The sequence below is a fragment of the Epibacterium ulvae genome (assembly GCF_900102795.1).
GTDB lineage: Bacteria > Pseudomonadota > Alphaproteobacteria > Rhodobacterales > Rhodobacteraceae > Epibacterium > Epibacterium ulvae.
On the sequence record NZ_FMWG01000005.1, the window covers coordinates 17,980 to 32,616 of the forward strand.

Here is a 14,637-nt window from a genome sequence, read left to right on the forward strand (position 1 = left end):
GGAGGTGCAAGGCGTTTTTGAAAGAAATGTAAGAAACGCACCTGTTTTTTTCGAACAATACCAAACAATTCACACAAGATCTGTCTGTATCAAGGCAACATACAGATGATTGTCACATCAGATGTCAGGCAAACGATCACGCCGTATCATTGTGCGTAGCGTAAAGCTGGACCGTGTGTTCCTAATCCCCGGAACACGCATCAATTGCTCCTCGAGGAAACTGTCAAAATCCTTGAGATCTTTTGCCACAACCCGCAGCAATACATCGCGTGTTCCCGTCATAAGATAACATTCCATCACCCTCTCAAACGGGCGCAACGCCCGCTCAAACGTCTGCAATGCATCTGCCGACTGGCGTTCTAATTCGACAGCTACAAAAATCGTTACAGGAAGACCAAGGGCTTCTTGGTCCAAACGCGCTGAATACCCTGCGATTATGCCTGCTTTTTCAAGCATAGCCACACGACGTGCACAAGGCGTTGGCGACAGGCCAACACGGCTGGACAACTCTGAAATCGTCAAACGCCCATCCATTTGCAGCTCTTGCAAGATCTTACGATCAACCCCATCAATAGAGATATTCTCCAACTCACCCTCATACTTTGGCGGAAACCTTCAATACATATTTAAATAATACGTTTATTTGGCGAAAACCGCCAACAGAAACGCGTTACTGTCCCACACGTATTTGGAGGAAACGATGGCAATCACCATTATCGATTCAGACAGTCACGAGGAAATTTACCGTGTCGAAGATCCAAGTGTTGGATTATTGGGCTTCATTGCCATTCATTCAACCACTCTAGGCCCTGCGGCTGGAGGGCTTCGAATGAAACCCTATTGCTCGTCTGATGAGGCCTTAAAAGATGTCAAACGGTTGAGCGAAGGCATGACCTATAAAAATGCGGCTGCCGGACTTTCTCTGGGAGGAGGCAAAGCTGTAATCATGGGCGACCCAGCCAAAGATAAATCTCCAAATCTTTTGCGTTCTTTTGCACGTGCACTCAACACGCTGAATGGTCGTTACATAACCGCCGAAGATATGGGGATGAGCCCAGACGATATGGCCGTGATCGCAGAGGAAACACCCAATGTGGCAGGCCTCGCAAGCGGAACATACGCCAGCGGAGATCCCTCTCCAATCACGGCACAAGGAATCTTTAACGCCCTCAAGATCGCTCACGCACATAAATATGGAACAAATATACTGTCGAAACGCCGCGTCGCGGTGCAAGGCCTTGGCCACGTTGGTTGGTATCTCTGTGAATTGCTCACCGATGCCGGAGCCGAGCTTATCGTTTGCGATATCAACGACGCACAAGTCGAACAAGCCATAGAACGCTTTGGCTGCTCTGCGGTCCCGACATCAGAGATCTACAGTGTCGATGCGGATATCTTTTCTCCCTGCGCCATAGGTGGAGTTTTAAACTCCGAAACGATTCCACAGTTGAAAGTTGCTTTGGTTGTAGGCGGCGCAAACAATCAACTTGCCACGCCTGAAGATGGCAGAGCGTTGCATGAACGCGGAATATTATATGCCCCGGATTTCGTTGCAAATGGCGGCGGCATTATCAATGTTGCAACCGAGATCCAGAGAATCTCGGACCGGAGTACCTTTGTATCTCAAAAGCTAAACGCACTCGAACAAACACTCATGCAGATCCTGCGTCAGGCAACTGCTGAAAACGTAAGCCCCGACGCTATTGCCATCGCGACTGTGAGCGAAAAAATGGTAAAATTGGCCGCTTGAACTTTTACCGAAACTGAATAAAAGACCCCCTCTGCGCAAAGACGCAGCTCCCAAAGGGGACACAAAGAAAGCGCCGTAGAGCGTCAGAACGGAAGACACTAAAAAGGCGGCTCAGATTTGAGCCGCCTTCTTTTTTCAGATCAACACAAATTAATGCGTAGGGGCTACTCTCGCAGCATCAGCTTTTTCCAGTGCCGCCTGTGCACGTGCAGCTTCTTCAGCCTCTTCATCCCATTCAATTGCATCAGGCTGTCGCACCAGTGCGTTTTCCAGCACTTCCGAGACATGGCTGACAGTGATGATTTCAAGACCTTCTTTTACATTATCAGGGATCTCTGGCAGGTCTTTCGCATTTTCTTCGGGGATCAGAACCGTTTTGATACCACCCCGCAGCGCCGCCAGCAGCTTTTCTTTCAAACCACCAATCGCCAATGCGTTACCACGCAAGGTCACCTCGCCCGTCATGGCGATATCTTTGCGTACAGGGATACCTGTCAGCACCGACACAATGGACGTTACCATGGCAAGCCCTGCTGAGGGACCATCTTTTGGTGTTGCCCCTTCTGGAACGTGTACGTGAATATCCCAGTGATCAAACCGTGGTGGTTTGATCCCCAACTGAGGAGACACAGAGCGCACATAAGAGGAAGCCGCCTCGATGCTTTCTTTCATCACATCGCCAAGCTTGCCCGTGGTCTTCATCCGCCCCTTGCCAGGCAAACGCAACGCTTCGATCGAGAGCAGCTCTCCCCCAACAGAGGTATATGCAAGCCCCGTGACAACCCCAACCTGGTCCTCTTGTTCAGCCAATCCATAACGGTATTTGGCAACACCCAGAAAATCATCGAGGTTATCAGCTGTAACCGTAACAGACTCCGCTTCTTTCTTAACAATCCTGGTCAAAGATTTACGAGCAACCTTAGCGATTTCACGCTGCAGGTTCCGAACGCCAGCTTCACGCGTGTACGTACGAATAATCGCAGTCAGCGCATCATCGGTCAGTTCAAACTCTTTCGCTTTCAGACCATGGTTCTTTACCTGTTTTTCAATCAGGTGCTGCTTGGAAATTTCGCGCTTTTCATCCTCGGTGTAGCCAGACAATGGAATGATTTCCATCCGGTCGAGCAAAGGTCCCGGCATATTGTAGCTGTTTGATGTGGTCAGGAACATCACATTTGAGAGGTCATATTCAACCTCCAAATAGTGATCAACAAAGGTGCTGTTCTGCTCTGGATCAAGCACCTCAAGCATAGCAGAAGCCGGATCACCACGGAAATCCTGACCCATCTTGTCAATCTCATCCAGTAAGATCAACGGATTGGTTGTTTTGGCCTTTTTCAACGCCTGGATAATCTTACCGGGCATTGATCCAATATAAGTGCGACGGTGACCACGAATTTCAGACTCGTCGCGGACGCCACCAAGACTGATCCGAATAAATTCGCGACCTGTCGCTTTGGCAACTGATTTTCCAAGCGACGTTTTACCAACACCTGGAGGGCCAACAAGGCACAAGATAGGCCCTTTTAGCTTGGCCGAACGCTGCTGAACTGCGAGATATTCAACGATGCGCTCTTTGACTTTCTCCAAACCATAATGGTCTTTGTCCAAAATCTCTTGCGCGCGGCCCAAGTCTTTTTTGACGCGGGATTTTGTTCCCCACGGCAGCGCGAGAATCCAATCCATATAGTTGCGCACCACTGTCGCCTCAGCTGACATAGGCGACATGTTTTTGAGCTTTTTCAGCTCAGCATCGACCTTTTCACGCGCTTCTTTGGACAGTTTAACTTCGGCAATTTTCGCTTCCAGCTCAGCCAGCTCGCTGCTGCCTTCTTCGCCATCACCCAGCTCCTTCTGAATGGCTTTCATTTGCTCATTCAGATAATATTCGCGCTGGGTTTTCTCCATCTGAGATTTGACGCGGGTCTTAATCTTTTTCTCAACTTTGAGGACCGACATTTCGCCCTGCATCAGCCCATAGACTTTTTCAAGACGCTCGCTGGTCGACAGCGTTTCCAAAAGCTCCTGCTTGCGATCCACCTCAATACCTAAGTGGCCGGAAACCAGATCTGCCAGTTTCGCAGGTTCGGTTGTTTCACCAACTGCGGCCAGCGCTTCCTCGGGAATGTTTTTACGCACCTTAGCATAACGTTCAAACTCATCACCGACAGTGCGCAACAGCGCCTCAGTCGTGGTGACATCGCCCGGAATTTCCGTCAGATATTCGCAGGTCGCTTCAAAGAAACTACCGTTTTCAAGGTACTCCGTGATTTTGACACGCGCCTGCCCTTCGACCAGCACCTTTACCGTACCATCTGGTAATTTCAGAAGCTGTAAAACATTGGCCAGCACACCAACGTTATAAATGCCATCTGCTTCGGGATCATCCTCAGCAGGATCAATCTGGCTTGAAAGAAGGATTTGCTTGTCATCCGCCATCACTTCTTCCAAAGCGCGTACCGATTTCTCCCGACCAACAAAAAGTGGCACAATCATATGGGGGAAAACCACAATATCGCGCAAAGGCAATACGGGATACGACGCGTTCAATGGGTCTTGCATGCTCATTTCCTGTTTTTTGGCAAGAAGGGTCTGGCCCCGCTCTGCGGCAACGCTTGTCCTTCTCCAACATAGATCTTAACATTTGGGTCTTACCGGCTGCTTTTCAACCATACACCCTGTGTTGCCGCCAATGTGCACGCAGCCGCCGCGGACCACAAGATATCAAACCATGAAAATTACTACCGCCTGACCTAAAACCAGCCACGGGTGACTTTCCGCTCATTTAGGCGTCACAAAGGGTTTTGTGATTGTACGCGTGACGCTCGATCAGGCGCTTGCGTTGATGAGGCTTATCTACAAAGGGACGCACCGTCTGGGGGAGGTTTCCGTCGTGATCCAACAATTGAGGCAATAGTGTTTTCACCTCTTGCTGCGCCTCTGGGCTAAGCGATCCCACCCCTTGCGGACCCAGATAAAGAGTTTCACAAATAGCGCCTTCAGCGCTTACCAATTGATGATCTTCGCATAAAACATGAAAGTAATGGATGCCCAGCTTTGGGCGGTAACGCCTAATCCCCGGCAACCCAACAGCCTGAACACACGGAAGAAGCACTTCGTCTACGCCAAACATCCGCTGGGCAATCCGGGATTTCACCAGAATTCGATGTTGCGGGGATAAAAACAAATCTCTGCTTGGTTGGCCCTCCCCCAGCGCGCCCGGAGCGATATGAACCGGGTGCAGGTCTCGGTCCTGTTGAAGCTGTTGGCCCGTCAACCGACGGCTGCCAATCCAGACGATAGGTTGCAACCCATTGTCGACGGTCACAATCAAATCCCCGGCCCGAAGATCTGCCACGCGGACCCACCCTCGCTTTGTTTCCAATCGCGTTTGGGCCGCAAAACATGGAACAAAATCTTGATCGTCACTGGCATCAATCCACTGCTGTGAGCCGAAGGCCGAAATACTATTTATCGTGATCGAATTAATTGGAAAGTTATCTAAATCGTTGGCACCCAACCCCACATCATCATCGATCATAACGAGGAAAGTATCGCCGGTTTCAGTCTGCACGACACCTCCAAGCCCGACATAATCTGGGACTCCATGCTCGGATCCAAACTCAATCCGGGCATCCACATTAAACAGTGAATCATAGTATGTCGTGATCGGACCACTACCCAGATCATATGTAATGGCTTCAGGATTGGCTTGTTCGTTACTATTGGTCAAACCGTCTGCATTTGCATCATCAGCCGTCACATCCACAATATGAGACGCCGCTGGATCGCTGCTGTCGTAATACTGACCAAGCAGAGCCGCTTGATTTTCAGCACTTGCGTTACCATCCGCAGGATCCAGCTCGGGCAGATTCCCGAGATAGATCATGCTCATTGTGAAACTGGGCATTACTTGTATCCTACTAAGTGCGCACATGAGCCAAGCACACCTAGAAAGTTAGCGACTTTTGATAAACAAACTCCAAACGCGAAACCAATGCAGTTGATCCAACTGGTTGCGCGCAGCTGCAACCTACAACGGCTCTATATCTCCCTGCGCCCGCATTTCGTGGAAGTTTGCTTGCCAAGCTTCAAACGTACCAGCTGCAATCGCATCCCGCATTTCCTGCATAATATCTTGAAAATAATGCAAATTATGCCAGGTTAGCAGCATGCCCGATATCATTTCATTTGAGCGGAAAACATGGTGTAAATAGGCCCGTGAATAATTAGAGCACGCCGGACATGTACACCCTTCATCCAAGGGGCGTGGGTCTTCTGCATGGCGCGCGTTTTTAATATTCACAACGCCCCGGCGCGTAAACGCCTGCCCAGTACGCCCTGATCGTGAGGGCAAAACGCAATCCATCATATCGATACCGCGAGCGACCGCACCAACAATGTCGTCTGGTTTCCCAACCCCCATCAGATAGCGTGGCTTGTCTTTTGGAAGGAACCCCGGCGCATAGTCCAGACAGCCAAACATCGCCTCCTGCCCTTCACCAACGGCAAGCCCACCAACCGCATAACCGTCAAAACCGATATCCGTCAGTGCTTGGGCGGATTCTTCGCGCAGGTCCTGCTCCAACCCGCCTTGCATAATACCAAACAAAGCATGGCCGGGACGATCACCAAATGCTTCGCGCGACCTATCGGCCCAGCGCATCGACAAACGCATGCTCTCAGCAATGCGATCACGATCCGCAGGCAGTGCAGGGCATTCATCAAAGCACATGACAATATCAGACCCAAGCAGGCGCTGAATTTCCATCGAACGTTCAGGCGTCAGCTCGTGTTTGGATCCGTCGATGTGACTTTTAAAAGTCACACCCTTTTCCGTCAGCTTGCGCAGACCTGCAAGTGACATCACCTGAAACCCGCCTGAATCCGTCAGGATCGGCCGTTCCCAATTCATGAATTTATGCAACCCACCCAGACGGTCAATCCGCTCAGCCGTCGGGCGCAGCATCAGGTGATACGTATTGCCAAGCAAAATATCTGCGCCGGTCGCGCGCACGCTTTCGGGCATCATCGCCTTAACCGTCGCAGCTGTTCCAACAGGCATAAACGCTGGTGTGCGAATTTCGCCGCGCGGCGTAGAGATCACACCCGTCCGAGCGGCACCATCTGTAGCTTTCAGGTCAAATTCGAATTTCTGTGTCATCACGTGCATCCCGGCTGATCCGAAGCGTTTCCTTACGCCGATACGCCGCGCTTGCCAAGCAGCCTTAGTGTTCTTGGCACGCATTGAAGCGAATGCAACTTTTGCCTATATCTGCGGCACAGCTCATAACGCTCAGAATTTTCCAATGGGGTTTCCCCATTATTCAAGGCAGGACCATGGAACAACTTATTCTTGAACTTCTTTCTCAAAACATTGTCTTTATCGCGGGTGCGATCTTTGTTGCGCTCCTCATCTTTCGTGGCGTTCGCATTGTCCCCCAATCTGAAAAATTTGTAGTCGAACGCTTTGGGCGTCTACGTTCGGTGCTTGGCCCCGGCATCAATTTTATCATCCCGTTTCTGGATAAAGTAGCACATAAGGTTACAATTCTGGAACGTCAGCTGCCGAATGCAAGCCAAGACGCGATCACCAAAGACAACGTTCTGGTTCAGATCGACACCTCTGTCTTTTATCGCATTCTGGAACCTGAAAAAACCGTCTACCGTATCCGTGACGTTGATGGTGCAATCGCAACAACCGTTGCAGGTATTGTCCGCGCAGAAATCGGTAAGATGGACCTGGACGATGTTCAATCAAATCGGGCACAGCTGATCGGTCAGATCCAGAGCAGCGTCGAAGATGCGGTGAATGACTGGGGCATTGAAGTCACCCGCGCCGAAATCCTTGATGTCAATCTGGATCAGGCAACGCGTGATGCGATGCTGCAGCAGCTCAACGCTGAACGCGCCCGCCGCGCCCAAGTGACTGAAGCCGAGGGCCAGAAACGCTCTGTTGAACTTGCAGCAGATGCCGAACTTTACGCAGCGGAACAAACCGCAAAAGCGCGCCGTATTGGAGCCGACGCCGAAGCCTATGCAACTGAAGTTGTCGCTAAAGCCATCCGTGACAACGGCATTGAGGCTGCGCAATATCAGGTCGCCCTAAAACAGGTGGAAGCCTTGAACAAACTAGGCGATGGCGAAGGCAAGCAAACCATCGTATTGCCTGCACAAGCAATCGAAGCCTTTGGGGACGCCTTCAAAATGCTGAAAGGTCTGCGATAATGGATTACATTTACCTCTGGTGGAGTTGGGGCGCTTTTGCCCTACTCCTTCTAATCATTGAAATTCTCGCACCCGGCTTTGTCTTTCTGGGCTTTGGGATCAGCGCAGCTGTGATTAGCTTAGGTTTCTTGATTGCTCCCGGTTTCGCCCCCTCAATCTCGTTGCTTTTGCTTGGCTTTTCGCTGCTTGCACTGATCACCTGGCTTATTTTGCGCCGTGTCTTTGCGCTTCCTTCAGGTCAGGTCAAAACGTTCGATCACGATATCAACGACTGATCGACTGGACGAACCCCTCGCACTTCCCTATATAAACGGTCGGATTAAATTTTGAGGCCCCGATGACAAACCCCTCTGAACCACTCGAAGGTACGCCACTGATCGCGCCCTCTTCTGTGTCTCACGACCTCTACGAACCGGTGGTCGAGGCCTGCAGATCAGTGTTTGACCCGGAAATCCCTGTCAACATCTACGATCTTGGCCTGATCTACACAATTGATGTTAATGACGAAAATGATGTCAAAATCATCATGACGCTCACCGCGCCGGGCTGCCCTGTCGCCGGTGAAATGCCCGGCTGGATCATGGATGCGATCTCACCCGTGCCCGGTGTCAAAAGCGTAGACGTGGAACTCACATGGGAGCCCCCCTGGGGGATGGACATGATGTCAGATGAAGCACGCTTGGAACTGGGCTTTATGTAAACGCCCTGCCCTCTTGTGACGTAGGGTCTAAGACCCTACATTTGTTATGAAAGAGGCAAATTGGAGATACCAATGTTTGGCATTCCCGGCAAACAGGCCGTAACAATGACCCCAGCTGCAATTGCGCAGATCTCCAAACTTATGGAACGCGATGGGCGTGCTGGCCTTCGCATTGGCGTAAAAAAAGGCGGCTGTGCGGGCATGGAATACACCATGGACTATGTCGATGCCGCCGATCCAAATGATGAAGTGGTCAAGCAGGATGGCGCCTGCGTTATGATTGCCCCCATGGCGCAGATGTTCCTTTTTGGCACTGAAATTGACTATCAGGTCTCTCTGTTGGAATCTGGTTTCAAGTTCAACAACCCAAATGTGGCTGAGGCCTGCGGCTGTGGGGAATCTATCAGCTTTAAAACCGCTGACCTTGCAGCAGGTAAAGAATTTACGTTACCGCAAACAGAATAATTGTCACACGATCTGCCCAGTGATATGCCAGCCTCAACGTAGCTTTGGAGGAATGGTGCAATGGCCCGTAAACTGGCAGCAGGCAATTGGAAAATGAATGGCGGTAGTGCGGCCCTTGCTGAGCTGACAGCATTGGCGGATGCAACCAAAGACGCTGAAATTGGTATCCTGGTCTGCCCACCTGCAACTCTTTTGTCCCGCGCCGCGGAGGCGGTTTCCGGTAGCGCTGTTGCGATCGGTGCACAAGATTGCCATGCAGCCGCTTCGGGCGCACATACCGGCGATATCAGCACAGACATGCTAAAAGATGCAGGCGCATCAGCTGTAATCCTTGGTCATTCCGAACGCCGTACCAACCACGGCGAAACAGACGCAGATGTTTTGGCCAAAACAGAAACTGCTATAGCAGCAGGGCTGACCGCAATTGTCTGTATCGGCGAAACACTAGATGAGCGCGAGGCGGGCACCACTCTTGATGTGGTCGGGCGTCAGCTCGCTGCCTCTCTCCCCGATAATACAACAGGACAGACCTGTGTTGTTGCCTATGAACCCGTTTGGGCCATTGGCACCGGCAAAGTTCCAACGCTGGAGCAAATTGCCGAAGTGCATGATTACCTACGCAGCGAACTGACTGCACGTTTCGGCACAGCCACCGCAGCAGACATCGCCCTGCTCTATGGCGGTTCAGTAAAGGCCAGCAACGCAACAGAGATCTTTGCGGTTTCAAATGTGGACGGTGCATTGGTGGGGGGAGCCAGCCTCAAAGCAGCTGACTTTGCACCGATCGTCGCCGCCCTTGGCGCTGCGTAAGCAACACTGCTTCTCTGTTAAAGCAAGACAAAAAAGGCGCCCAAAGGCGCCTTTTTCTAATTTGTAATGATCTCTGGCCCCATAAAGTGATTAGGTAAAGCCGTCGACAGCCAGGGCACGTAGGTAATCAAAATCAAAAAGACAAACAGCACCGCAAGGAAAGGCAAAGCCGCGCGGACAACCGACATCATCGGCATACCAGCTACACCTGACGTTACGAACAAGTTCAATCCGACCGGCGGTGTGATCATCCCAATCTCCATGTTCACAACCATGATGATACCAAGGTGGATAGGATCAATTCCCAGCTCAATCGCAATCGGGAATACCAGTGGCGCAACGATCACCAGCAGTCCCGAAGGCTCCATGAACTGCCCGCCGATCAACAAAATGACATTTACGACGATCAGGAACATCACAGGGCCAAAACCGGCAGACAACATTGCGTTTGCAATCGTTTGCGGCACTTGCTCGTCGGTCAGAACATGCTTCAAGATCAAGGCATTGGCGATTACAAACAACAATGTAACCGTCAGCTTACCCGCATCAAACAACGTCCGTTTGGTATCGGGGTGAAAAAAGGCCGTCACAAGCGCCCAAGGCGCTTTGAACAGAGGCGTTTTGGGTGCGTCTTCCCCATTCGAAAGCGGGCCCATATCTTTGTAGACAAACGACGCGATTACAAAGGCGTAGATCGCAGCAACAGCGGCGGCCTCGGTCGGGGTAAAGATACCCCCGTAGATCCCACCCAGAATAATCACGATCAGAAACAATCCCCAGCCCGCATCCCGTGCAGAGGCAAAGATCTCTCCCCAGCCGTTCCATTCACCTTTGGGTAGGTTCTTGATTTTGGCCATGATGTAGATTGTCACCATCAACATGATGCCCGCTAAAAGACCGGGGATCACGCCTGCTAGGAACATACGCCCCACTGATACCTCAACCGCTGCGGCATACACCACCATCACAATGGAAGGTGGGATCAAAATACCCAAGGTGCCCGCATTGCAGATGACACCAGCGGCGAATTCCTTGGAATAGCCAACCTGACGCATGCCCGCGATGACAATGCTACCGATTGCAACCACAGTGGCGGGCGAAGACCCAGACAAAGCCGCAAACAACATACAGGCAAACACACCCGCAATCGCCAATCCGCCCGGCAGATGGCCGACACAGGCAATTGAAAATCGGATGATCCGTCGTGCCACGCCACCTGTTGTCATGAAAGAAGAGGCGAGGATAAAGAACGGGATCGCCAAAAGCGTGAAATGTCCTTCAAACGCTTCAAACAATGTGCCTGCAACACTGGCCAGCGAACTGTCTGAGTAAAACAGTAAAAACAGGGTAGAGCTTAACCCCAGAGAAACCGCGATTGGCACGCCGACCAGCAATAGGCCAATAACCATTGCAAAAAGAAAGACAACTTCCATTACCCCTGCCCCCCGTCTTTCGCGGCATCTGCACGCATGGCTTCCAATTCATCTTCCACTTCATGACTTGCGACAAGTCGATCACTTTCACCGCGCGCAATCTGCAAAGCCGCCTGCACAAAGCGCATCACCATCAGCAGCATCGACACTGGGATCACTAAATAGGGCACCACTTTGGGCAGCTTCTCATAGGCATCGCCGTAGTTGATCAAATCTTCAAGAAAGCGCAGCGCGCCCACCATCGGGACATCCTGCACCTCATAGAAACTCTGCGAGCGTGCCTTCAAATCAAAACCTGTGGGAAACCAGCGGCCAGAGGTTGGCGGAAGATCCGCAAATACCGCCCAATAGTCATAAGCGCCTTTGAGCAACAAAAGCGCAAAAACAATACAGCACCCAGCGGAGAACAAGCCGACCATACGTCGCCGCGCAGGAGACAGCATGTTGATAATGGCATCAACACCAAGATGCGCATGGGTTTTAATCGCATAAGACGCCCCCAACAGAACCAACCAAGCAAACAGAAAAACCGTCAGTTCAAGCGCCCAGAGGATATTGGAGTTAAATACAAAGCGAGCAATCACATTGGCAAATGTGATTAATGTCATCAGCCCAAGAAACAACGCGATCAGCGTTTCCTCTAACTGATGAACAAACAGGGCCAAGCCGCGGCGTTGCGCAGACATTTTAGTCTCCCGGAATGTGAGTGGAAAAATACTGCGCGCCTTCTCTCTGAAGCATCACGCAATGAAGGGCGCGAGAGGAGCCAACAGCCCCTCTCAACGTAGATAGTCTTAAAAGCCAGCGTTGATCGCTTGGGCGGCATCAATCATGTCTTGGCCAACATCACCTGCGAATTGATCCCAAACAGGTTTCATCGCTTCCACCCAGGCTTGACGTTGCTCGGCGTTCAACTGACGCACTTCACCGCCTGCATCAACAATCGATTGCTTGGCCTCAGCGTTCACTTTTGAACTTTCCGCGTTCCGGGTTGCTGTAACCTCGTTCAAAATGGTCAGGAATTGATCGCGCACTGGGGCATCTAAGCTGTCCAGCCAGTCGATATTGGTAACGACCAGGTAATCCAGCACACCGTGATTGGTCTCGGTCACACCGTCCTGAACCTCAAAGAACTTCTTGCCAAAGATATTGGACCAGGTGTTTTCCTGCCCATCCACAACCCCTTGCTGCAAGGCGCCATAAACCTCTGAAAAGGCCATTTTCTGCGGGGATCCACCAATCGCTTCCATCTGTGCGACCAGCACGTCTGAGGATTGCACACGGAATTTCAGCCCGTCTGCATCACTTGGCGCAACCAAAGGCTTGTTCGCTGACATCTGCTTCATGCCATTGTGCCAGAACGCCAAGCCCTGCAAGCCACGACGTTGCATGCTGTCCATCATTGCCTGCCCATCTGCAGAAGACTGGAATGCATCGACAGCTTCAATATTTTTGAACATGAACGGCAGGTCAAACAGGCGGAACTGCTTGGTGAATTTTTCAAACTTTGATAATGACGGCGCAGCCAGCTGCACATCACCCTGCAGCATCGCTTCCAGCACTTTGTTGTCGTTATAGAGCGTCGAGTTTGGGAATACCTCCAAACACATGGTGCCGTTCATCTCATCATTGATGCGCTGCTCCAACAAAGACGCCGCAATCCCTTTGGGATGTTTGTCAGTATTGGTCACATGGCTGAACTTCACGACGATCTCGCCGGGGTCACATGCGGCCATCGCCGTACCTGCAGCAACAGAAAGCGCAAGTGCCGCAACAGTTGTCTTAAAAAACTTCATCTTATCTCCTCCCAGGAATTCGAATGAACCGGTCTGCGCCGGATCAACTTCTGGAAGGGTCACGGATCTTAGCTTCTGACTCAAGGAATGTTTCATCAAACGTAATAAAAACATATAAATCATATACTTGAACAAAAAAATACCCTTACAACGCACAGATCTCAAACGCATATGTGCGAAAAACCGCACATCTTTATTGAGGCTTTGTGCGAATTTTCGCACAAATGTTAGCGACGATAATCCTCAGGACGAATCCCATATCTGGCAAGCTTATCGTAAAAGGTCTTGCGCGGGACTTGCAGCGCCTGCGCTGCGGCAGCCGCACGTCCATTCTGCCGCCCTAAAGCGGCAATCAATATCGATCTTTCAACCTGCGCTAACTGCTCTGCAAGGCCTAGACCATCCGCATGGGTTACCTCTTCTGGCATGCCCAGAACAAAACGCATCGCGGCTGACATCAAAGAGCGTGTATTGCCCGGCCAGTCCTGCGTCATCAGCATCGTCAGATAAGCATTGTCAATTTCCGGCACGGCCAGCCCCGCCTGTTCGGCAGAAACGACAACATAATGACGAAAGAGCGGCGGAATATCAGATGGGCGCTCAGACAAGGCTGGAATACGGACCCGCATACCTTCAAGGCGATAATATAAATCAGCGCTAAAAGATCCGTTTTCAACACGCGGTGGAAGATCTGCGGTGCTGCCTGCAATCAATCTTGGACTGGTCGGATCATCAAGCAGGTACACCAAAGAGGTCTGTGCCTCTATCGGCAAACTTTGAATGTCATCTAAAAACAAAGTCCCCCCCGCAGCCTCATGCATCAAAAGATCAAGCCCTGTCGTTTTAACGCCAGCTGCCGCACGTTTGATAAAAGCCCCCTGCGCCTGAGGGGACATCAAATGGATCACTTCAGCCACCTTGGACACACCGCTTCCTGTCGGCCCGGTGATCAACACTTCTGTCGGCGTCGGTGCCACCCGGCGCACCTGTCGGCGCAATTCCTCAGCCAAGGGAGATACCCCCAGTAAAAGCCGAGCGGCGGGGTCTCCACTTTCCAGTTGACGTTTAAGTTGCCTGTTTTCCAAAACCAAAGCCCGCGTCTGCAACGCGCGCTGCAACACAGCCAAAAGATCCGCAGTCGCACAGGGTTTTTCCAGAAAATCCACGGCCCCCTCAGACATCGCCCGAACCGCCATTGGGATGTCGCCTTCTCCGGTCAAAAGAACCACTGGCAACGCAGGATCTATCTCACGCGCGTATTCAAGAAGGTGAAACCCGTCTCGCCCAGGCATCCTAATATCAGAAACAATCACCCCCTCAAATTCCGGTGTGATATGATCTTTGGCCACAACAAAAGACGCGCATGCAATCGGCGATAGATCGTTTAGTTCTAACGTCTGCGTCAATGCATCCCGCACAGCTGCGTCATCGTCTACCAATAGAACCTTTTGCATC

The 14,637-nt window shown here is 51.3% G+C and carries 14 protein-coding genes; 6 read left to right on the plus strand and 8 right to left on the minus strand.

Annotated features, from left to right (window positions below):
• Positions 1-117: 117 nt before the first annotated feature.
• Positions 118-573, minus strand: a complete 456-nt coding sequence (locus BLP79_RS08990; RefSeq protein WP_090218742.1) for an Lrp/AsnC family transcriptional regulator — start codon at positions 571-573, stop codon at positions 118-120.
• A 127-nt stretch (positions 574-700) separates the two neighbouring features.
• Between BLP79_RS08990 and BLP79_RS08995 the strand changes: the two genes are divergently transcribed.
• Positions 701-1,750 carry a Glu/Leu/Phe/Val family dehydrogenase gene (locus BLP79_RS08995; protein WP_090218293.1) on the plus strand — a complete coding sequence of 350 codons (1,050 nt, stop codon included), beginning with the start codon at positions 701-703 and terminating at the stop codon, positions 1,748-1,750.
• A gap of 150 nt (positions 1,751-1,900) precedes the next feature.
• Here the strand turns inward: BLP79_RS08995 and lon are convergent, their stop codons facing one another.
• The 3 genes from lon to tgt form a co-directional block, all read right to left on the minus strand.
• Positions 1,901-4,312 (minus strand): endopeptidase La, encoded by a 2,412-nt coding sequence (lon, locus tag BLP79_RS09000; RefSeq protein ID WP_090218294.1) that lies wholly within the window; start codon positions 4,310-4,312, stop codon positions 1,901-1,903.
• 223 nt (positions 4,313-4,535) lie between these two features.
• The gene (locus tag BLP79_RS09005) at positions 4,536-5,660 is read right to left on the minus strand and encodes a Hint domain-containing protein (RefSeq protein WP_157843937.1); all 1,125 of its coding nucleotides are present in this window, start codon (positions 5,658-5,660) and stop codon (positions 4,536-4,538) included.
• A gap of 123 nt (positions 5,661-5,783) precedes the next feature.
• Positions 5,784-6,914 carry a tRNA guanosine(34) transglycosylase Tgt gene (gene tgt, locus BLP79_RS09010; RefSeq protein WP_090218744.1) on the minus strand — a complete coding sequence of 377 codons (1,131 nt, stop codon included), beginning with the start codon at positions 6,912-6,914 and terminating at the stop codon, positions 5,784-5,786.
• Positions 6,915-7,090: 176 nt separating this feature from the next.
• Here tgt and BLP79_RS09015 point away from each other — a divergent pair, with 176 nt between their 5' ends.
• From BLP79_RS09015 to tpiA, 5 genes are all read left to right on the plus strand, one after another.
• Complete coding sequence (locus BLP79_RS09015; protein ID WP_090218298.1) at positions 7,091-7,978, plus strand: SPFH domain-containing protein; 888 nt, start codon at positions 7,091-7,093, stop codon at positions 7,976-7,978.
• Positions 7,978-8,253 carry a hypothetical protein gene (locus BLP79_RS09020; protein ID WP_090218299.1) on the plus strand — a complete coding sequence of 92 codons (276 nt, stop codon included), beginning with the start codon at positions 7,978-7,980 and terminating at the stop codon, positions 8,251-8,253. Before BLP79_RS09015 ends, BLP79_RS09020 begins: the two co-directional genes overlap by 1 nt.
• A 62-nt stretch (positions 8,254-8,315) precedes the next feature.
• Positions 8,316-8,678, plus strand: a complete 363-nt coding sequence (locus tag BLP79_RS09025) for an SUF system Fe-S cluster assembly protein (protein ID WP_090218300.1) — start codon at positions 8,316-8,318, stop codon at positions 8,676-8,678.
• A 72-nt stretch (positions 8,679-8,750) separates the two neighbouring features.
• Positions 8,751-9,143, plus strand: coding sequence for a HesB/IscA family protein (locus tag BLP79_RS09030; protein ID WP_090218301.1), 393 nt, complete (start codon positions 8,751-8,753; stop codon positions 9,141-9,143).
• A 60-nt stretch (positions 9,144-9,203) separates the two neighbouring features.
• Positions 9,204-9,953: a triose-phosphate isomerase gene (tpiA, locus tag BLP79_RS09035; RefSeq protein ID WP_090218303.1), complete on the plus strand. Its 750-nt coding sequence runs from the start codon at positions 9,204-9,206 to the stop codon at positions 9,951-9,953.
• Positions 9,954-10,009: 56 nt separating this feature from the next.
• On the opposite strand, the gene BLP79_RS09040 is transcribed toward tpiA, so the two are convergent.
• The 4 genes from BLP79_RS09040 to BLP79_RS09055 all read right to left on the minus strand — a co-directional run bounded on the left by BLP79_RS09040 (position 10,010) and on the right by BLP79_RS09055 (position 14,636).
• The gene (locus BLP79_RS09040) at positions 10,010-11,386 is read right to left on the minus strand and encodes a TRAP transporter large permease (protein ID WP_090218304.1); all 1,377 of its coding nucleotides are present in this window, start codon (positions 11,384-11,386) and stop codon (positions 10,010-10,012) included.
• Positions 11,386-12,072, minus strand: a complete 687-nt coding sequence (locus BLP79_RS09045; RefSeq protein WP_090218306.1) for a TRAP transporter small permease — start codon at positions 12,070-12,072, stop codon at positions 11,386-11,388. The genes BLP79_RS09040 and BLP79_RS09045 overlap by 1 nt, the downstream gene beginning before the upstream one ends.
• Before the next feature lie 108 nt (positions 12,073-12,180).
• Positions 12,181-13,182, minus strand: coding sequence for a DctP family TRAP transporter solute-binding subunit (locus BLP79_RS09050; protein ID WP_090218745.1), 1,002 nt, complete (start codon positions 13,180-13,182; stop codon positions 12,181-12,183).
• A 227-nt stretch (positions 13,183-13,409) separates the two neighbouring features.
• The gene (locus tag BLP79_RS09055; RefSeq protein WP_090218308.1) at positions 13,410-14,636 is read right to left on the minus strand and encodes a sigma-54-dependent transcriptional regulator; all 1,227 of its coding nucleotides are present in this window, start codon (positions 14,634-14,636) and stop codon (positions 13,410-13,412) included.
• Between the last annotated feature and the right edge of the window lies 1 nt (position 14,637).

Excerpts from the sequence above, each read along its gene's own strand:
- BLP79_RS09045 (WP_090218306.1), bottom strand. The coding sequence starts at position 12,072 with ATGTCTGCGCAACGCCGCGGCTTGGCCCTGTTTGTTCATCAGTTAGAG.
- BLP79_RS09030 (WP_090218301.1), top strand. The coding sequence starts at position 8,751 with ATGTTTGGCATTCCCGGCAAACAGGCCGTAACAATGACCCCAGCTGCA.
- BLP79_RS09050 (WP_090218745.1), bottom strand. The coding sequence starts at position 13,182 with ATGAAGTTTTTTAAGACAACTGTTGCGGCACTTGCGCTTTCTGTTGCT.
- BLP79_RS09040 (WP_090218304.1), bottom strand. The coding sequence starts at position 11,386 with ATGGAAGTTGTCTTTCTTTTTGCAATGGTTATTGGCCTATTGCTGGTC.
- BLP79_RS09055 (WP_090218308.1), bottom strand. The coding sequence starts at position 14,636 with ATGCAAAAGGTTCTATTGGTAGACGATGACGCAGCTGTGCGGGATGCA.
- lon (WP_090218294.1), bottom strand. The coding sequence starts at position 4,312 with ATGCAAGACCCATTGAACGCGTCGTATCCCGTATTGCCTTTGCGCGAT.
- tgt (WP_090218744.1), bottom strand. The coding sequence starts at position 6,914 with ATGACACAGAAATTCGAATTTGACCTGAAAGCTACAGATGGTGCCGCT.
- tpiA (WP_090218303.1), top strand. The coding sequence starts at position 9,204 with ATGGCCCGTAAACTGGCAGCAGGCAATTGGAAAATGAATGGCGGTAGT.
- BLP79_RS09025 (WP_090218300.1), top strand. The coding sequence starts at position 8,316 with ATGACAAACCCCTCTGAACCACTCGAAGGTACGCCACTGATCGCGCCC.
- BLP79_RS09005 (WP_157843937.1), bottom strand. The coding sequence starts at position 5,660 with ATGCCCAGTTTCACAATGAGCATGATCTATCTCGGGAATCTGCCCGAG.
- BLP79_RS08995 (WP_090218293.1), top strand. The coding sequence starts at position 701 with ATGGCAATCACCATTATCGATTCAGACAGTCACGAGGAAATTTACCGT.
- BLP79_RS09020 (WP_090218299.1), top strand. The coding sequence starts at position 7,978 with ATGGATTACATTTACCTCTGGTGGAGTTGGGGCGCTTTTGCCCTACTC.
- BLP79_RS09015 (WP_090218298.1), top strand. The coding sequence starts at position 7,091 with ATGGAACAACTTATTCTTGAACTTCTTTCTCAAAACATTGTCTTTATC.